The 17,454-nt window shown below is 69.8% G+C and carries 17 protein-coding genes; 9 read left to right on the top strand and 8 right to left on the bottom strand.

Features of this window, described 5'->3' with window-relative positions; all coding sequences use genetic code 11:
- Positions 1–46: 46 nt before the first annotated feature.
- Positions 47–1,465, bottom strand: a complete 1,419-nt coding sequence (locus tag KXC43_RS15160; protein ID WP_221376703.1) for a CYTH and CHAD domain-containing protein — start codon at positions 1,463–1,465, stop codon at positions 47–49.
- Between the two features lie 96 nt (positions 1,466–1,561).
- Between KXC43_RS15160 and KXC43_RS15155 the strand changes: the two genes are divergently transcribed.
- Positions 1,562–1,735, top strand: coding sequence for a hypothetical protein (locus KXC43_RS15155; RefSeq protein WP_221376702.1), 174 nt, complete (start codon positions 1,562–1,564; stop codon positions 1,733–1,735).
- Here KXC43_RS15155 and KXC43_RS15150 read toward each other — a convergent pair.
- A complete protein-coding gene (locus KXC43_RS15150; protein ID WP_221376701.1) occupies positions 1,732–2,061 on the bottom strand; it encodes a hypothetical protein in 330 nt (109 codons plus the stop codon). The two genes, KXC43_RS15155 and KXC43_RS15150, sit on opposite strands and share 4 nt — an antisense overlap.
- 305 nt (positions 2,062–2,366) lie before the next feature.
- Here KXC43_RS15150 and KXC43_RS15145 point away from each other — a divergent pair, with 305 nt between their 5' ends.
- Positions 2,367–3,446, top strand: a complete 1,080-nt coding sequence (locus KXC43_RS15145) for an NAD/NADP-dependent octopine/nopaline dehydrogenase family protein (protein ID WP_221376700.1) — start codon at positions 2,367–2,369, stop codon at positions 3,444–3,446.
- Positions 3,447–3,725: 279 nt separating this feature from the next.
- Here KXC43_RS15145 and msrA read toward each other — a convergent pair whose 3' ends face one another.
- Positions 3,726–4,385 carry a peptide-methionine (S)-S-oxide reductase MsrA gene (gene msrA, locus KXC43_RS15140; protein WP_221377084.1) on the bottom strand — a complete coding sequence of 220 codons (660 nt, stop codon included), beginning with the start codon at positions 4,383–4,385 and terminating at the stop codon, positions 3,726–3,728.
- 48 nt (positions 4,386–4,433) lie between these two features.
- Positions 4,434–4,847: an HIT family protein gene (locus KXC43_RS15135; protein WP_221376699.1), complete on the bottom strand. Its 414-nt coding sequence runs from the start codon at positions 4,845–4,847 to the stop codon at positions 4,434–4,436.
- Positions 4,848–4,871: 24 nt separating this feature from the next.
- Here KXC43_RS15135 and KXC43_RS15130 point away from each other — a divergent pair, with 24 nt between their 5' ends.
- Genes KXC43_RS15130 through ilvA form a run of 3 tightly spaced genes read left to right on the top strand, consistent with a single transcriptional unit; the run spans position 4,872 to position 8,683 of the window.
- On the top strand, positions 4,872–6,023 hold the full coding sequence (locus KXC43_RS15130; protein ID WP_221376698.1) for a cystathionine gamma-synthase: 1,152 nt from the start codon (positions 4,872–4,874) through the stop codon (positions 6,021–6,023).
- Positions 6,024–6,039: 16 nt separating this feature from the next.
- The gene (locus tag KXC43_RS15125) at positions 6,040–7,401 is read left to right on the top strand and encodes an amidase (RefSeq protein WP_221376697.1); all 1,362 of its coding nucleotides are present in this window, start codon (positions 6,040–6,042) and stop codon (positions 7,399–7,401) included.
- A 31-nt stretch (positions 7,402–7,432) separates the two neighbouring features.
- Positions 7,433–8,683: a threonine ammonia-lyase gene (gene ilvA / locus KXC43_RS15120; RefSeq protein ID WP_221376696.1), complete on the top strand. Its 1,251-nt coding sequence runs from the start codon at positions 7,433–7,435 to the stop codon at positions 8,681–8,683.
- 45 nt (positions 8,684–8,728) lie between these two features.
- Here the strand turns inward: ilvA and greA are convergent, their stop codons facing one another.
- Complete coding sequence (gene greA / locus KXC43_RS15115; protein ID WP_221376695.1) at positions 8,729–9,223, bottom strand: transcription elongation factor GreA; 495 nt, start codon at positions 9,221–9,223, stop codon at positions 8,729–8,731.
- 141 nt (positions 9,224–9,364) lie between these two features.
- Positions 9,365–9,784 carry a DUF4307 domain-containing protein gene (locus KXC43_RS15110; RefSeq protein WP_308129087.1) on the bottom strand — a complete coding sequence of 140 codons (420 nt, stop codon included), beginning with the start codon at positions 9,782–9,784 and terminating at the stop codon, positions 9,365–9,367.
- Between the two features lie 109 nt (positions 9,785–9,893).
- Here KXC43_RS15110 and mca point away from each other — a divergent pair, with 109 nt between their 5' ends.
- The 3 genes from mca to KXC43_RS15095 all read left to right on the top strand — a co-directional run bounded on the left by mca (position 9,894) and on the right by KXC43_RS15095 (position 13,992).
- Entirely contained in the window at positions 9,894–10,775 is an 882-nt protein-coding gene (gene mca, locus KXC43_RS15105; RefSeq protein ID WP_221376693.1) for a mycothiol conjugate amidase Mca, read from the top strand.
- A gap of 58 nt (positions 10,776–10,833) precedes the next feature.
- Positions 10,834–11,190: a hypothetical protein gene (locus KXC43_RS15100; RefSeq protein WP_221376692.1), complete on the top strand. Its 357-nt coding sequence runs from the start codon at positions 10,834–10,836 to the stop codon at positions 11,188–11,190.
- Positions 11,191–11,427: 237 nt separating this feature from the next.
- Entirely contained in the window at positions 11,428–13,992 is a 2,565-nt protein-coding gene (locus KXC43_RS15095; protein ID WP_308129086.1) for a putative bifunctional diguanylate cyclase/phosphodiesterase, read from the top strand.
- A 16-nt stretch (positions 13,993–14,008) separates the two neighbouring features.
- Here the strand turns inward: KXC43_RS15095 and KXC43_RS15090 are convergent, their stop codons facing one another.
- Positions 14,009–14,695, bottom strand: a complete 687-nt coding sequence (locus KXC43_RS15090) for an Abi family protein (RefSeq protein WP_221376691.1) — start codon at positions 14,693–14,695, stop codon at positions 14,009–14,011.
- A 219-nt stretch (positions 14,696–14,914) separates the two neighbouring features.
- Complete coding sequence (locus tag KXC43_RS15085; RefSeq protein ID WP_221376690.1) at positions 14,915–15,349, bottom strand: restriction system modified-DNA reader domain-containing protein; 435 nt, start codon at positions 15,347–15,349, stop codon at positions 14,915–14,917.
- Positions 15,350–15,465: 116 nt separating this feature from the next.
- On the opposite strand from KXC43_RS15085, the gene KXC43_RS15080 reads away from it, so the two are divergent.
- Positions 15,466–17,454, top strand: a complete 1,989-nt coding sequence (locus tag KXC43_RS15080) for a thioredoxin domain-containing protein (RefSeq protein ID WP_221376689.1) — start codon at positions 15,466–15,468, stop codon at positions 17,452–17,454.

Raw genomic sequence — 17,454 nt, 5'->3', positions numbered from 1 at the left:
TACTACCCAGAACGGGTGACCATTCAACGAGCCGGAAGGTGAACAATCAGCCCAGCCACTGGCGGAAGCGAGCCTTGCGCGAAGTTTCCACAACCACCGGCAACTCGGCGTACGTCTCCCGGCCCACCTGCTCCTGCCGGGCCCACAGCACGCCGAACCAGAAGCTGTCCTGCCCCAGCTCGTGCAGCAGCTCCCGGGCGACGACCGAATCCTGGTGCGCGCCGAGCACGTCCTGCAGCTCGGTCAGCGCGTCGACCAGCTTCTTGGCGGGCTTGCCGGCCGTGGGCTGGAAGACCTCGACCGCGTACCGGGCCCGCTTGTAGGCCTTACGGGCGTCGTGCAGCTCGTGGTCCTCGCCATGGGCCAGCGCCTCGTCGAGCAGCCCGTCGGCCTTGGCCAGGCTCTTGGCGGCCCGCCGGATCGGGTCGGCCTCGGTCGTCTCCTGCGCGGCGAGCTGATCGATGCGGTCGAGCAGGGTGAGGTAGCGCTCGCTCTCGAGCGCTTCGTCGAGCGCGGCCCGGCCCTCGGCCACCTGGGCGTCGAGATGCTCGCGGATGCGGGCGGCGACCGGGCGGAACTGCTCGCCGGCCTCGTCCAGCCCGGCCAGCAGCTTCCCCTCCTGCACCTGGCCGTCGCGCACCTGGCCCAGCAGGTCGGCCAGCCACTTCAGCTCGTCGTTGAGGTCGGCCGCGTCGGGGAAGGTGCGCTTGAACGTCTTCAGGGTGCTGCGCAGGCGCCGGGTGCCGACGCGCATCTTGTGCACCGCCTCCGGGTCGCCGCGACGGACACCCGGGTCGTAGCCGGTGATGGCGTCGTGCTGCTCCCGCACGTACTGAAGAACCGGGCTCTTGGCCTTCTTCGGCGCGGCCGGCTCGGGCTGGCCGCCGACGGCGCGCGAGACCTTGGACGGGCCCTCGGCCGGGGTGGCGCCCGCCTTGAACAGCACCTTCTCGACGGCGGCGAGCAGCTTGGGGCTGCCGTCGACCAGCTCGACCTCGACCTCCTGCCAGCGCTGCTCGCGCCCGTCGGTCTCTGCGGTCACCTGATCCTGCGCGACGAGGGCGAGCGTGTTGCCGTCGGCGTCGCGCAGCGGAGTCTCGACCCGATGGGTGCGCAGGCGAGCGATCGGCCGCAGCCCCTGACGGCGCACGATGGCGCGGACCTGGCCGATCAGCTCGTCCGGAACGGTTTCGGGCCTGCCGTTGAGGGGAAGGCGGTGCTCGGTGCGGTTCGCGCCGTCACCGGGCGTCTTCAGATGCCAGCCGGCATCGCCGCCGCCGGTGCGCCGCCGGAGCGTGCGGCGGTGGCGCATGAGGGCGAAGTCGTCGGTATCGAAGTAGGTGGCGTCGAGGTCGTGCGTCTCGGCGCCGTCGGTGCTGCTGATGCCGGCCTTGCCGGTCAGATCGGGAAGCCGAAACTCGGCGGGCACGTCGTATTTACGCTCTGTTTCGGTGGCGATCTCCATGCGTTAATACTGCCCGAACGGGTGACCTTCATACAGGCCAAGTTCTTGGCAGGTTGTGCACAGCCGGACCACAGATACCGCTGGCACCGTGGTCCCATGGAGAAGTCAGAACGCCGGCCCGTCTCGCTGGCCGGCCTCGGCCTGATCAGCGCCGGCGCAGTGCTCGGCCTCGCGCTGGCGGGGCCCGCCGCCGCTGCCCCGTCGTCGTCCTCGCCGCCGGCGCAGCCCGCCGGACAGTCCCAGTCGGCCCCCGACGACGACAAGAATTAGGCCGCCATCGGGCGCCCGCCCAGGCTGCGCAGATAGAGCGCACGCGAGTAATGGGCCGAGGCAGCCCCGTAATACATGGTGGCCAGCCCGACGTAGAAGCCGTTGTTGGTAATGGCATTCTTCGCATTGGTCGAGGCCGACCAGCGGATCTCCGCGTCGGACTCGCTGATCCCCTTGCGGATGCAGCGCAGCCGGTTCATCTCCTTGCCGGTCTTCCAGGTCTCGAGCGCCGCTTCCGCCTCGCGCATCGACTCCTCCGCCTGCTCGGCAAGCGACTCGGCAAGACTCCAGGCGCGCCGCTCCTCGTCGTTGTAGAAAATCGGCATGGCTTCACCTCCCGCACCACCGCTGACCCTTCCCAGTGTGCGAACGATGTCGGGACATGTCGATCTTTTACACTCCGAGGCGTGAAAACAGCCCCCGGCAGTTGCCGGGCGCGGAACGGTCCTGGATCGTCCGCAGGAGTTCCGGGGAAGCGTTCCTCCCACGCGCGGTGCAACTCGGCTGGCAATCGACCGCGTAAGGTCTTCGATGGGAATAACCTCCGAGATTTCGCCGAATTTGTCGAGGAACACTTCCACCGATTGAATCCGCCGGCGTCTGCCATGACGCCGCAGGATTGGGAGCGACCATGAACGTCACCGTTATCGGTTCCGGCAACGGAGGCATGGCTGTCGCCTTCGACTGTGCTCAGCAAGGCCACCGGGTCTCGCTGTACTCCCGAGCCGAACACGCTCACGAGAACATCGAGGCAGTCGGGGTAAAGGGCGGCATAACGAGCCAGGGACGGCTTGAGGGCTTCGCCCCGGTTGCGTACGCCGGTACGGACATCGAAGCCGCCATGGAGGGCGCCGAGATCGTCTTCGTGGTCGGGCCCGCGTTCGCCACCGAGCCCTTCGGCCGTGACCTCGCACCTCACCTGCGTACCGGGATGACCGTGGTGATCTGTCCCGGATCCTGCGGCGGTGCCCTCGCCTTCAAGCGAGCCGCGGGTTTGGCGGTGCACGACGACAACATCATCGTCGGGGAGACCAGCACCCTTCCGTACGCGTGCCGGGCCGACGGCCAGGGCAACGTCCACGTATTCCACAAATTCGACACGGGCCTCTTCGCCGCGGCCGTCCCTCGGTCGGGCAACGGCAAACTGCTGGAGATCCTCAGGCAGGTCTATCCCTCGGCCACCGAGGCGGCCACGGTCCTCCAGACGTCTCTGCAGAACGGCAACCCCGTCATCCACCCCGCGGTGACGCTCATGAACGCCGCCCTGCTGGAGCGGACCGGTGGCGACTTCCTCTTCTACGAGGAAGGTGTCACCCCGGCTGCGGGCCGTCTGATGGAGGCTGTCGACACTGAGCGTCTCGCCATCGCGACGGCGCTCGGCGTGACGATCCTGTCCGAGCCGGATATCGGTGTGGAGCAGGGCTACATGACCGAGAGCAACTACACGACCGGGTACTCCCGCGCGCCCGGCTTTCGCGGCATCAAGGCCCCGACTGCCATCGACTCGCGGTACCTCACCGAAGACGTCGGCTACAGCCTGGTCTTCTTCACCGACCTGGCGCGCCGACTCGCGGTGCCCACCCCGACGATGGACGCGATCATCGGGATCACCTCTGTCGTCCTCGCACGCGACCTCCGTGCGGAAGGAGCCCGCACGATGAGCTCTTTGGGACTCGACGACCTGACCGCCGAGCAGCTGGCCAGCCTTTGAGGGCAGGCGCCGAGGCCTCATCTCTGGCCGGTCAGCCGAGCCGGCATGAGCGTGCGGATCGAGGCGGGCCCGGCGATCCGGCCCGATCTGGCAACTCATGCCGGACGGCGCGCTTCTGGTGGTACCGGCTGGTCGACCCGGCGAACGACAGCGTGATCGAGGGCGACGGTCCTGGACCCGGTCCGCGGAGTTCCGGGAAGCGTTCCTCCCGCGCGCGGCGACCCGACCATCGTCGCACGAGACGGGCACCCGATGCGGATGCCCGTCCGTTGCCGGAGGTCAGTTGGTCCTGGCGACGCCGATCGGGCACGTCATGCCGTTGGGGCCGTGGTTGCAGTAGCCGTACGGGTTCTTGGCGTCCGACAGGTACTGCTGGTGGTAGTCCTCGGCGTAGAAGTACGCGCCGAGGGGGCGGATCTCGGTGGTGATCTGGCCGTGGCGGGCCGCGGTGACCACCGGCTGGAAGGCCTCCAGGGACTGCTGGGCGATGCGGGCCTGGTCGTCCGTGGTCGTGTAGATCGCGGAACGGTACTGCGTGCCCACGTCGTTGCCCTGGCGCATGCCCTGGGTCGGGTTGTGGTTCTCCCAGAAGGCCTTCAGCAGGTCCTCGTACTGGATCTTGCTGGGGTCGTAGACGACCTGAACCACCTCGGCGTGGCCGGTGGAGCCGGAGCAGGTCTCCTCGTAGGTCGGGTTCTTCGTGAACCCGCCCGCGTAGCCGACCGAGGTCGAGTAGACCCCGGGCAGCTCCCAGAAGATGCGCTCGGCGCCCCAGAAACATCCCATTCCGAAGACCGCGACCTGGAAGCCGGCCGGCCACGGTCCCTTGAGCGGGGTGCCGAGCACGGTGTGCTTGTCGGCGACCGGCATCTCGAGGGGGCGGCCCGGCAGGGCCTGGTCGGGGGTAATCAGTTCGAGCTTCTTGTGCCGCAGGAACACGGTCACTCCCTTCATCCGCCTGGTGTAACGCCGGGGGCGGCCGCTTCCTTACCCGAGTTCTTTCGCGATGCGCGAAGCAAACGACGACGCCTCGTCGTCGCTCGCGTACTTGTGTCGCGGCCAGAAGAAGCCCCGCAAACCGTCGCCCTTGGTCCGCGGCACGACGTGGAAGTGCAGATGGGCCACCGACTGCGAGACGACGTTGTTGTTCGCCACGAATGTCCCCTGCGCCCCCAGGGCTGCCGGAACCGCGGCGGCCACCCGCTGCACAAGCCCGAAGAATCCGGGCAGATCCGCGGCCGGAAGGTCGGGCAACGTCACCACGTGGGCGCGCGGAACGATCAGCACGTGGCCCTTGAACACCGGCCGGGTGTCGAGGAACCCGACCCCGTCCGGCGAGTCGATGACCTTGAAAGCGGGCACCGAGCCCGCCACGATGTCGCAGAAGACGCAGGATGCCACCAGGTGAGACTAGCCTTGCCGAGCATGACGGCTAACGACTACGGGTTCGACACCCTCGCCATCCACGCCGGCCAGGATCCGGACCCCCGGACCGGTGCGGTCGTGCCTCCGATCTACCAGACGAGCACGTACGCCCAGGACGCCGTCGGCGCGCCCCGGCTCGGCTACGAATACAGCCGCTCCGGCAACCCCACCCGCGACGCCCTCCAGGAGTGCCTGGCCGCGATCGAGGGCGGCCGCCGCGGCCTCGCCTTCGCGAGCGGTCTCGCGGCCGAGGACACGCTGCTGCGCGCGGTGTGCCGGCCCGGTGACCACGTGGTGATCCCCGATGACGCGTACGGGGGAACGTATCGCCTCTTCTCGAAGGTGGCCGAGAACTGGGGTCTGGACTGGACGGCCGTCGCCCTCGACGACCTCGACCAGGTGCGAGCCGCTTTCCGGCCCGGCGTGACCAAGCTCATCTGGGCCGAGACGCCGACGAACCCGCTGCTCAACATCGCCGACATCGCGGCGCTGGCCGGCCTGGCCCACGAGTACGACGCCATGCTCGTGGTCGACAACACGTTCGCCTCGCCCTACCTGCAGCAGCCGCTCGCCCTGGGCGCCGACGTGATCGTGCACTCGACCACGAAGTACCTGGGCGGGCACTCCGATGTGGTCGGCGGCGCGCTGGTCACCGCGAACGACGAGCTCGGCGAGCAGCTGGCCTTCCACCAGAACGCGATGGGCGCGGTCAACGGGCCCTTCGACGCGTGGCTCACGCTGCGAGGCATCAAGACCCTGGGCGTACGGATGGAAAGGCACTGCGACAACGCCGAGCGCATCGTCGGGTTCCTCCGTGAGCACCCGGCCGTCACCGAGGTGCTCTATCCGGGCCTCGAGACGCACCCCGGCCACGAGGTCGCGGCCAAGCAGATGCAGCGCTTCGGCGGCATGGTGTCGTTCCGCGCGGCCGGCGGCCAGGAAAAGGCCATCGACGTCTGCAACCGGACAAAGCTCTTCGTGCTCGCGGAGTCGCTGGGCGGGATCGAGTCGCTCATCGAGCACCCCGGCCAGATGACACACCTGTCCGCTGCGGGTTCGGCGCTTGAAGTCCCCGCCGATCTCGTGCGACTGTCTGTCGGCATCGAAACCGTTGACGATCTGCTCGCCGACCTGGAGCAGGCATTGGGCTGAGGTAAACGGAGAGGCAATGAGCGACGGTACGACCTGGGTAGGCGCGACAGCCAAGCAGATCTCCCGTGCGGTGCGGCGCGGTGACGCGACCGCCACCCAGGTCGTGGCCGACCACCTGGAGCAGATCGCGATCACCGACCCCACCCTGGACGCCTTCCGGGTGATCCGGGGCGGCGAGGCCATCACCGAGGCCGAGAAGGTCGACGACCAGGAGGATCTGGCCAACCTGCCGCTGGCCGGGGTGCCGGTCGCGGTCAAGGAGAACACCGCCGTCGCCGGCCTGCCGACCTGGAACGGCTCGGCCGCGGCGCGTACGCCCGAGGTGGCCGAGGACGACCACGAGGTGGTCCGGCGGCTGCGCGGCGCCGGGGCGATCGTGGTCGGCACCACGCGCATGCCCGAGATGGGCCTGTGGGCGGTCACCGACGAGGGCGAGGGTGTCACCCGCAACCCCTGGGACCGCGACCGTACGCCGGGCGGCTCCTCCGGCGGGGCGGCGGCTGCGGTGGCGGCCGGGCTGGTGCCGATCGCCCAGTGCAACGACGGGCTCGGCTCGATCCGAATCCCCGCGGCCTGCTGCGGGCTGGTCGGCCTGAAGCCCGGGCGCGGCGTCGTCCCGTCCGACCTGGGCATCACCAACTGGTACGGGCTGGTCGAGAACGGCGTGCTGACCACCACGGTCTCGGATGCCGTGCTGGGCTTCTCGGTGCTGGCCGGTCGCGATCCGATCAAGCTGGTCGAGCCGAGCCGTCTGCGGGTCGGGGTCTCGGTGAAGTCACCGCTGGCGGGCGTACGGCCCGACGAGCCCAACGCCTCGGCCGTCACCGCGGCCTCGAAGCTGCTGGTGCAGGCCGGGCACGACACGGTCGCGGCCAACCCGCCGTACCCGCAGACGCTGGGCATCGGCACCCTGGCCACCTGGTTCGCGTCGGCCTACCGCGAGTCCGCCGACTACCAGCTGACCCAGCTCCAGCCACGCACCCGGCAGCACATCCGCCTCGGCAAGTGGGCCCTGCGGGCCGGCCTGGTGCGCCAGTCGCAGCGGGACGCCTATCGCGAGGCGGCGATCCGGTTCTTCGCCGACAACTCGCTCGACCTGTTGCTCACCCCGGCCCTGGCCGGCGCGCCGCCGCTCGCCGAGGGCCACGCGGGCGGGTCGTGGCGGGGGAACATGTCGGCCAGCATGAGGTACGCCCCGTACGCCGCCCCCTGGAACGTCGCCGGGCTCCCCGCCATCGTCGTCCCGGTCGGCACCCGGCCCGACGGCCTGCCCCTGGGCATCCAGCTGGTCGGCCCGCCCGACTCGGAAGCCCTGCTCCTGGCCGTGGCCGGCCAGTTCGAGGTTCTCAATCCCTGGCAGCGGGTCGCCTTCGTGTAGCAGGCGCCGGCGAAGTGGCAGCATTCGGGGAATGAATGGTGCTCCCCACCCGCTCGATCTGCTCGCGCCGGCCGACATCGAGGCCGCGCGCGAGCTGCTGACCGGCGTGGCCAAGAAGACCCCGCTGATCCCGTCGCGCCCGCTCTCCGAGATCACCGGCACCCCGGTCTGGCTCAAGTGCGAGAACCAGCAGCGCGCCGGCTCCTACAAGGTCCGCGGCGCGTACACCCGCATCGCCCGGCTCTCCGACGCCGAGCGGGCCCGCGGGGTCGTGGCGGCCAGCGCCGGCAACCACGCGCAGGGTGTCGCGCTGGCCGCCGAACTGCTCGGCACGCGGGCCACGGTGTTCATGCCCGAGGGGGCGCCCCTGCCCAAGGTCACCGCGACCCGGAACTACGGCGCCGCGATCGAGTACGCGGGCACGGCCGTCGACGACTCGCTGGAGGCGGCGCGCGACTTCGCCGACCGCACCGGCGCCGTGCTGATCCATCCCTTCGACCACCCGGATGTCATCGCCGGTCAGGGCACCGTGGGCCTCGAGATCCTCGAGCAGTGCCCCGAGGTGACCACGATCATCACCGCGGTCGGCGGCGGCGGGCTGATCTCGGGCGTGGCCGTCGCGGCCAAGGCGTTGCGGCCGCAGATCCGGGTTGTCGGGGTGCAGGCGAGCGGCGCCGCGGCGTTCCCGCCCTCGCTGGCCGCCGGCTCGCCGCAGAAGCTGGCGCGGGGCGTCACGATCGCCGACGGCATCAACGTGCTGCGGCCCGGGGAGCTCACGTTCGCGCACGTCAGCAAGCTCGTCGACGAGATCGTGACGGTCAGCGACGAGGATCTGTCGGCGGCGCTGCTGGTGCTGCTGGAACGGCACAAGACGGTGGTCGAGCCGGCCGGGGCGGCCGGTGTGGCGGCCCTGCTGACCGGCGCGTACGCCCCGCTCGAGGACGGCCCGGCGGTGGCGATCCTGTCCGGCGGCAACATCGACCCGATGCTGCTGATGCGCGTGATCGAGCACGGGCTGGCCTCGGCCGGCCGCTTCCTGCGGCTCGCGGTGCGCTGCACCGACCGGCCGGGCGAGTTGGCGCGGCTGCTGGGGCAGATCGCCGCCCAGCGGGCCAACGTGGTCGACGTGGCCCACTCGCGGCAGAGCCCGCGGCTCAGCTTCGGCGAGGCCGAGGTCGCGCTCTCGGTCGAGACCCGCGGCCCGGACCACTCGGCCGCGCTGATCAGCAGCCTGCGTGACCTGGGCTACCGGGTGGCGCTGCTGGCCGACCACACGCCCTGACGAAAATGGCCCGCGGCGCATCGCCGCGGGCCTCTCGCCAAGCTCTCAGCCCTCGAACGGGCCGAACTTGACCACGGTCACCTTGATGTCGGAGCCGCTGGGCGCCGTGTAGGTGACAGTCTGGCCCTCGGCCGCGCCGAGGATGGCCGTGCCGAGTGCCGACTCGGGGCTGTAGACCGTGAGGTCGGTGGTGGAGGAGATCTCGCGCGAGCCGAGCAGGAACGTCTCGGTGTCGCTCTGGTCGTCGTCGAAGTAGATCGTGACGACCGAGCCGGGGCCGACCTTGTCGGCGGTGGGAACCTCGCCGACCTCGGCGTTGCGCAGGAACTCCTTCAAGTAGAGGATCCGGCCTTCCTGCCGGCTCTGCTCCTCGCGGGCCGCGTGGTAGCCGCCGTTCTCGCGAAGGTCGCCCTCTTCGCGACGCGCGTTGATCTCCGCGGCGACGGCCGGACGCGCGGCGATCATCTCGTCGAGCTCGGTCTGCAGCCGGTCGTGAGCGTCCTGAGAAAGCCAGGTCTTGGGCGCCTCTGAACTGGCCATGCGCGATCTCCTTGCTGGAACGGGGGACGTCATTAAATGGAAAACGCTCAGCACCCCTGGACCGGATGCTGAACGGAGCGAATCACTAACCTTACCAGCGGTATGCACGCCGCCGGTTTCGTGCGATCTTGTGCGGATTCCTCAGGCCGGTGGCCGGCAGCTCAGGACATCCCCGACGCTGGCCCGGGCCGTGGTGGGCACCGTCTCCTTCGCGTCGATTGTCGTTTCATTCCCGGTGGGTCGTACGACGACTGTCCGCCGCCCCACCTCGAAGCCGTCGTAGTCGCGGGCGCGCAGCACGCACTCGGCCGGTTGGCCGGCCGGGACGCGCACCTTGAACTCGATGTTCAGCACGGCGGCCGACGGCTCGTCCCAGCCGACGATCTGCGGCTCGTAGTCTGTCCGGCCGAACTGCTGGAAGAGCCGCACCGAGAGCAGCAGCGAGGCTGCCACCACGACAATGAGCACGACGAGGGGCAGCACCGATCGGCGGCGGCCGGACCGGCGCCGTCCGTAGCGGCCCGGCGGGAACACCGGGTCTGTGGTGCGCGTCTCGCTCACCTCGGCACCTCTCGTGCGTTTCTTGTCGGGGGGATCCGCAAGAATGGCAGGGTCCATCTTCGCAGCCGACACCGGCTCGCCTGCCGCGGGTCAGGTACAAGGAGTTTCTGTGGCTGAGCAGTTGCGTCTCATGGCGGTGCACGCGCACCCCGACGACGAATCCAGCAAGGGCGCCGCCACCATGGCGCGTTACGTCGCCGAGGGCGTTCGGGTGATGGTCGCGACGTGTACCGGCGGCGAGCGCGGCAGCGTGCTCAACCCCAAGATGGACCGCCCCGACGTGCTCGAGAACATCACCACCATCCGCCGCGCCGAGATGGACGAGGCGCGCGCGATCCTGGGCGTCGAGCAGTCCTGGCTCGGCTTCATCGACTCGGGCCTGCCCGAGGGCGACCCGCTGCCCCCGCTGCCCGAGGGTTGCTTCGGCCTGCAAGATCCGGAAACGGCCGCCATCCCGCTGATCAAGCTGATCCGCGAGTTCCGTCCCCACGTCATGACCACCTATGACGAGAACGGCGGCTACCCCCACCCCGACCACATCATGTGCCACAACGTCTCGGTGGTGGCCTTCGACAAGGCCGGCGACCCCGAGGCGTACCCCGAGCTGGGCGAGCCGTGGCAGCCGATGAAGCTCTACTACAACTCGGGGTGGACCAGGGCGCGCATGCTCGCCCTGCACGAGGGCATGCTGGCGGCCGGGCTCGAATCCCCCTACGGCGAGTGGCTCGAGAAGTGGAACGACCGGGAGGACCGGGGCGACAAGATCACCACCCGGGTCGAGTGCGGCGAATACTTCGAGGTCCGCGACAACGCTCTGCGCGCCCACGCGACCCAGGTCGATCCCGACGGCTTCTGGTTCAAGATTCCGCTCGAGCTCCAGCAGAAGGTGTGGCCGACCGAAGACTTCGAGCTGGCCCGCTCCCTGGTCGACAGCCCCGTTCCCGAGTCCGACCTGTTCGCGGGCATCCGCGAGTCGGTCGAGGCCCGCTGAGACCCCTTCGGCCACCCGCCCGCCGCCCGTCAGCAGTCCGAAGGCCTAAACTCGGCCCATGGACATCACCGTCGCGGTCAACAACTTCGGCGACACCCGCTCGGGCGGCCTGGCCGGCCCGATGGGGCTGTTCGTCATCGTGCTCATGTCCATAGCGACTGTTCTGCTGATCCGCAACATGAACAAGCGCTTGCGTCGGCTTCCCGACAGTTTTCCTGACGTGAAGCAGACGCAGCGTGAGGCCGAGATCGCCCGGCTCAATGCCGATCTCGAACGTTCCGGCGCCGGTGAGGCGGCCTCAGACGTCGAAGCGGATCGATCCTCGACGGCCGGCGCCGCCGCGGATAACGAGGTCACGGGCATTACTACGCAGGGTGACGGCGACTCCGCCGACGGCGACAACCGTCGCGTTTGACCACGTCGCAGGCGGTTCTCGCTCGACGGTGGACGACACACACCGTATTGGTCTGACGTAAGGGCGATACGCGTCGTGCGTCAAGCCCTGTTCTGTTCATCGGTATTGATTTAGCCTTCCGCCGGGGGCTTAACCGCCCCTGATCCCTGCGCGGAAGGGGGCGCCGAAAATGACCATTCCCCGCCCCCCGTTTTCTCCACTGCAGATGCACGTGCATCCGCGAGTGCCACTGCTCAAGTGGGGTTTTCCGTGACCGCCCGGCCGGTCAGGGAGGCCCCCGTCCGCCGCTCCTTCAGCGACGCGGCGGGCCTCGCCGGTCGCTCGCGCGGGGTGCGCGCGCTCACCGTCACGGTGATCAGTTCGGCCGTGCTGCTGGCCGTCCTCGGTGTCCTCCTGCCGCTCGACCGTCCGGCCGACCGTCCGATGACTCCGGTCGTCGGCGCCGCGCTCGCCGTGGTCGTGATCATCGCTGGGCAACTGGCCCGCCTGCGCTTCCGGCTCGGCCGCGGCATGGTGTCGGTCAGCTGGGGTGAGGCCGCCTTCATCATCGGCTTCGTGGTGGCGCCGCCCGGCTGGCTGCCCGCGGCCACTCTGGCCGGCGCGCTCCTGGCCTGGGCACTGCTGTCCTGGTGGGATTCGCACCGCAACACCGCCGAACTGGCCCACCTGGCTGCCTCACTGAGCCTCGGGGCAGCCGGCGCCACCGCGGTGACGGTTCTGGTGGCGGGCGACGCGGCGGTGCTCAGCACGCGCATGACGATCGGCCTGCTGGCCGGCGCACTGACCTACCTGCTCATCACGTTCGGCCTGGCCACGCTCACCCTCAGCCTGCACCGGGACGCCACGGCCCGGCAGATCCTGCTGCGGGCCTCGTACGCGAAGATCCCGATGTTCGTGGGCAACGTGGTGGTCGGCCTGGCCGCGGGCCACGCCATTGTCGACGGCCCGCTCTGGCTGCTCGCGTTCGCGCCCGGGCTCTGGCTGCTCCAGCGCACCTACCGCTTCCACCTGCGCGCCGAGGAGGAACGCCGCATGTGGGAGTCGTTCTCGGCCGCCACAGCGACGCTGCCCGGCGGCACCGAGGCCGAGGTGGCCCGGGCCGGTCTGACCGCGGCCCTCGAAGTCTTCGGCGCCCGCCGGGTCGAGATCGAGGTGCGCGGCGGCGACGGCGACGGCGAGCGCCGCTACGCCGAGGACGGACCGGGCCTCGACAACGCGATCGCCGGGCTGCCCGGCCCCGCGATCACCCGGGCGATGGCGGTGGCCGGCGACCCGGTCGGCGAACTCACCGTCTGGCTGTCCGGCCCCACCCTGCCCGCCCCGCGCGACGAGGCTGCCATCTCGGCCTTCGGCGACGCTCTGGCCGGGGCTCTGCACGACGCGTCCACCCGCAGCCGGCTGGCCGGGCTCGAACAGCAGATCACCCAGGACCTCACCAAGGACAGGCTGACCGGTTTGCTCAACCGCAGCACGCTCCTGACCGACGGCGACCGGCTGCTGCGCTCCTTCGACCGGCAGCGTCCGGTCGCGCTGCTGCTGCTCGACATCAACGACTTCCGCGAGGTCAACGGCACCCTGGGCCACCGGCACGGCGACGAAGTGTTGCGTGTGGTGGCCGAGCGGCTGACCGAGCTGGCCCGCGCCGGCGAGCTGGTGGCCCGCACCGGCGACGACGAGTTCGCCCTGCTCATCCCGACCGTGACCGCCGTCAGCGACTCCGCTGTGCGGCCGCACGAGCAGCCCAGCCCGCTGCCGGCGGCCCTGCGCCGCGCCCGCGAGCTGGTCGAGCATCTCATCCGGCCCCTGGAGGTCTCCGGGGTGCGGCTCGCCGTCGAGGTGGCGGTCGGGGTGGCGGTCAGCCCGGCCGGCGGCGTCGATCTCGGCGAGCTCGTCCGGCGGGCTTCGCTCGCCCTCAACCAGGCCAAACGGCAGCAGCTGGCGGTCAGCGCGTTCGACCCCGGCCAGGACGCGGTCACCACCGACGCGCTCGCCCTGCTGGCCGAGCTCCAGGACGCCCTGGCCGCCGACGACCAGATCCTGCTGCACCTGCAGCCCGCGGTCGACCTGATCACCGCCGCGCCGACCGGCGCCGAGGCCCTCGTACGCTGGCGGCACCCCCGCCGCGGCCAGCTCTCACCCGGCGATTTCGTACCCGCCGTCGAGCACTCGGCCGAACTGCAGACGGCGTTCACGGCGCGGGTGCTCGACCTGGCGCTCGAAGCCGCGGGCAGCTGGCAGGCCGTCGGCATCGACGTGCCGGTCTCGGTCAACGTCTCGGCCCGCAGCCTGCTCGACCCCGGCTTCCCGGCCCAGGTCGCCGAGGCGCTGCGCCGCCACCGCGCACCGGCCGCCTACCTGGTTCTCGAGATCACCGAGTCGGTGGCGGTCAGCCAGGAACGCATCGTCGACGAGGTGCTGGCCGAACTGCGCGACATGGGCGTCCAGCTCTCCCTGGACGACTTCGGCACGGGCTACTCCTCCCTGGCCATAGTCACCCGCGTCCCGGTCGACGAAATCAAGATCGACCGCTCCTTCGTCGACGACATGATCGAGTCCCCGGCCGCCGAGGCCGTGGTCCGCGGCGCCGTCGAACTGGGCGCCCGACTCGGCGTCCGCGTGGTGGCCGAGGGCGTCGAGACGATCGAACAGCGGGCCGCCCTCATCGCCCTCAACTGCCCCACCGCTCAGGGCTACCACTTCTGCAAGCCGATGCCCGCCGACAAGATCGTCCAAGCGCTCACCGCCCTGGCCGAGGCCGCCCCGGCCAACATCCGCCCCCTACGCGCCGACGACGCCTCGTAGGATCATCAGCGCTGCCTTATGAGTTCAGCCGTGAATCGGAGTTGCCAGTAGGTCGGGCAGCGAGCGCGGCGGTGACTGAGCTGCACTCCTCGATCCAGAGCCGAATCGTCGGGCAGATCCATTCGGCTATCTGTAGCGAAGTTTGGTACAGGCCGGCTAACGGTCGGTTGAACATTGGCTCGTGGTGTGCCATGCGGTTGCGTGCTTCGTGTAGCTGACCAACCGCGTCGAAGACGGTCACACGCCTCTGCCGAGAGAATGCCCTGTGCAGACACGGGTGCCAAAGCCCACGGTCATACCGGCGAGCTAGAAGAAACCGCCAGAAACCAAGATTGAGTTCCGCGACAACACGCCCAGGCGTCTCTGGCCCTGCATTACGTGCGGCGCGAGTCCTTGCCTTGGCGATGTCTCCGAGGGCTTCGGCGAAGAGAAAACCGTTCGGCCGGGTTCGTGATGGGGGGTTGAGGTACCAGCGGGGCTCCTCGAACGTTCGAGCGGACCAAGCCTCAAGTTCTTGGTGGAGGGCGTTTCGCAACGTTACTTCGACATGGCCGATGGTCGACGCGAGCGCGGCTGTGACCTCGGCGTTCCACCGGTAGAGCGCAAGAGCCGTTTCGAGGCTGCCACCGCATGCACGCTTGTACGGGCCGAGGCGCTCGGGTGACAGACGTTGCTCAATCATCGCCAGGTCGGCCGCCCGCACGTCTGTCTCCCTCTTGTCGTCAAACCGCGCTATGCTTCGGCAGAAGACCCCGGTTCGCCTCTGCCCGCGAGGGCATGCTGCCGGGGTTTTGCATGCATGGGCTGAGGGGCTGCGATACGGCCCACGAAGCCATCTCGCCGACCCGAGCGCGCGGATGTCTTAGACGATCTAGCCCGCCAATGCTCCAAATCGTAGAGTCTGGAGATTGGGAGCGCAAGCTCAATCCTGTCCAACTTGAGCGCGGAGTTCGTAGAGTGACCGGCCACTAGGCACGTGGACGTAGAGCCAGCCGTTGATCGTGGTGCCTGTCTGCTCCGCGAGAGCCCGCGACGGAGTCGAGAACTGGCTGCCGTCCGGCAGTTCCAACCAGCCGCGGCTGGTGACGGTCGCCTCGTGAGCCATGCGTCGTCTGGGTTGTTCGTGTCGCAGCAGGTCGCCGGCGGCGACGACGCCGGCATTGAGCAAAGGCATCAGGGCCCCGGGTCGTCGCCGCAGCCGTTTCCTGGGGAGTGCAGTCTTATGCTGAGGGTCTTCAACCTCTGCGTTGAGTAGTAGTCGGCGTAACACATCGTTGGGAGTGTCAACCAGCGGTTCGCAATGCTGCTGCAAGAAGGCGAACACCTCATCGTCGACTTCGATAGTCCGGCCTGTCATCGCGCTCCCTCCCATCTCCTAATCGCCATACTACTGGGAGAGCGCAGAGATTGGGAGATTGCCCGGCTTCGCGTACAGATCGCCGAGGTGGAGCTGCGATGTGGCAAGGTTGGCCTATGAATCGGCTCGGCAACGCGACTTCGCCGTACCTGCTTCAGCACGCCGACAATCCCGTCGACTGGTGGGAATGGTCGCCGGAGGCGTTCGCCGAGGCGAGACGGCGGGATGTGCCGGTGCTGATCTCGGTGGGCTACGCGGCCTGCCACTGGTGTCACGTGATGGCGCACGAGTCCTTCGAGGACGAGCAGGTCGCCCGGCTCATGAACGACGGCTTCGTGGCGATCAAGGTCGACCGCGAGGAACGGCCCGACGTCGACGCCGTCTACATGACCGCCACCCAGGCCATGACCGGGCAGGGCGGCTGGCCGATGACCGTCTTCGCCACGCCCGGCGGCGACCCGTTCTTCTGCGGGACCTATTTTCCCAAGGCCAACTTCGCCCGCCTGCTCGACTCGGTCCGCACCGCCTGGCGTGACCAGCGTGAGCAGGTGCTTCAGCAGGGTGCGAGCGTCGTCGAGGCGATCGGCGGGGCGCAGCTGGTCGGTGGGCCCAAGGCGCCGATCTCGGCCGAGCTGCTGGCCGCCGCGGCCAACGGGCTGCTCAAGGAGCAGGACACCACCAACGGCGGCTTCGGCGGGGCGCCCAAGTTCCCGCCGCACATGAGCCTGCTCTTCCTGCTGCGCCACTATCAGCGCACGGGGTCGGAAGAGGCGCTGGAGGCGGTGCGGTTCGCTGCCGAGCGGATGGGGCGCGGCGGCATCTACGACCAGCTCGCCGGTGGTTTCGCGCGCTACTCGGTCGACGCGACCTGGACGGTGCCGCACTTCGAGAAGATGCTCTACGACAACGCGCTGCTCCTGCGGGTCTACACACAGCTCGCGCGCCTCACCGGGGACTCGTTCGCCCGGCGCGTCGCCGACGAGACGGCCGAGTTCCTGCTGCGCGACCTGGGCACGCCGGCCGGCGGGCTGGCCTCGGCGCTGGACGCCGACGCGGCCGGGGTCGAGGGTCTCACGTACGCCTGGAAGCCCGAGCAGCTCACCGAGGTGCTCGGCGACGACGGGTCGTGGGCGGCCGACCTGTTCAACGTCACCGCCCAGGGCACGTTCGAGCACGGCAGCAGCGTGCTGGTGCTGGCCCGCGACATCGACGCCGCCGAGCCGGCCCTGGTCGAGCGCTGGCGTGACGTACGCGAAAGGTTGCTGGCGGCCCGGGCCGCCCGCCCGCAGCCCGCGCGCGACGACAAGGTGGTCGCCTCGTGGAACGGCCTGGCTGTGACCGCGCTGGCCGAGCACGGCATCCTGACCGGCGCCGAGTCGTCCCGGGTGGCCGCGATCGAGATCGCCACCGTGCTGGCCGAGCGTCACGTGGTCGACGGCCGCCTGCGCCGCGTCTCGCGCGACGGCGTGGTGGGCGAGCCGGCCGGTGTGCTCGACGACTACGGCTGTGTCGCCGAGGCGTTTCTGGCCGTGCACCAGCTCACCACCGACGGCGCGTGGCTCGATCGGGCCCGCGAGATGCTCGACGTGGCGCTGGCCCACTTCGGCACGGGCGAGGGCGGGTTCTACGACACCGCCGACGACGCCGAACGCCTGGTCACCCGCCCGGCCGACCCCACCGACAACGCCACGCCGTCGGGTCTGTCGTCGGTCTGCGCGGCCCTGGTGGCGTACGCGGCCCTGAGCGGCGAGCCCAGCTACCGCGAGGCGGCCGACGCCGCCCTGGCGACGGCCGGGCCGGTGATCGGCGGGCACCCCCGCTTCGCCGGCTACTCGGCGACGGTGGCCGAGGCGGCGCTGACCGGCCCGTACGAGATCGCCATCGCCGCCCCGGCCGGTCAGGAGGGCCCGCTGCTGACCGCGGCTCACCGTCACGCGCCGCCGGGCACCGTGATCGTCGCCGGCGAGCCCGACCGCCCCGGCGTACCGCTGCTGGCCGACCGGCCTCTGCAATCCGGCGTTCCGACCGCGTACGTGTGCCGTGGTTTTGTCTGCGATCGCCCGGTGACCAGCCCGGACGATCTGGTGGCGCGCCTGACTCGGTAG

Origin of the sequence: Paractinoplanes polyasparticus (genome assembly GCF_019710575.1) — a bacterium.
Classification (GTDB): domain Bacteria; phylum Actinomycetota; class Actinomycetes; order Mycobacteriales; family Micromonosporaceae; genus Actinoplanes; species Actinoplanes polyasparticus.
This window is presented reverse-complemented; position numbering and strand designations above follow the sequence as displayed.

What these genes read in the sequence shown, in the direction of transcription:
- KXC43_RS15150 (WP_221376701.1), bottom strand. Translation starts at nt 2,061, where the DNA reads ATGCCGATTTTCTACAACGACGAGGAGCGGCGCGCCTGGAGTCTTGCC.
- KXC43_RS15100 (WP_221376692.1), top strand. Translation starts at nt 10,834, where the DNA reads ATGGACATCACCGTCGCGGTCAACAACTTCGGCGACACCCGCTCGGGC.
- KXC43_RS15155 (WP_221376702.1), top strand. Translation starts at nt 1,562, where the DNA reads ATGGAGAAGTCAGAACGCCGGCCCGTCTCGCTGGCCGGCCTCGGCCTG.
- KXC43_RS15130 (WP_221376698.1), top strand. Translation starts at nt 4,872, where the DNA reads ATGACGGCTAACGACTACGGGTTCGACACCCTCGCCATCCACGCCGGC.
- KXC43_RS15160 (WP_221376703.1), bottom strand. Translation starts at nt 1,465, where the DNA reads ATGGAGATCGCCACCGAAACAGAGCGTAAATACGACGTGCCCGCCGAG.
- greA (WP_221376695.1), bottom strand. Translation starts at nt 9,223, where the DNA reads ATGGCCAGTTCAGAGGCGCCCAAGACCTGGCTTTCTCAGGACGCTCAC.
- KXC43_RS15080 (WP_221376689.1), top strand. Translation starts at nt 15,466, where the DNA reads ATGAATCGGCTCGGCAACGCGACTTCGCCGTACCTGCTTCAGCACGCC.
- KXC43_RS15085 (WP_221376690.1), bottom strand. Translation starts at nt 15,349, where the DNA reads ATGACAGGCCGGACTATCGAAGTCGACGATGAGGTGTTCGCCTTCTTG.
- ilvA (WP_221376696.1), top strand. Translation starts at nt 7,433, where the DNA reads ATGAATGGTGCTCCCCACCCGCTCGATCTGCTCGCGCCGGCCGACATC.
- KXC43_RS15125 (WP_221376697.1), top strand. Translation starts at nt 6,040, where the DNA reads ATGAGCGACGGTACGACCTGGGTAGGCGCGACAGCCAAGCAGATCTCC.
- KXC43_RS15145 (WP_221376700.1), top strand. Translation starts at nt 2,367, where the DNA reads ATGAACGTCACCGTTATCGGTTCCGGCAACGGAGGCATGGCTGTCGCC.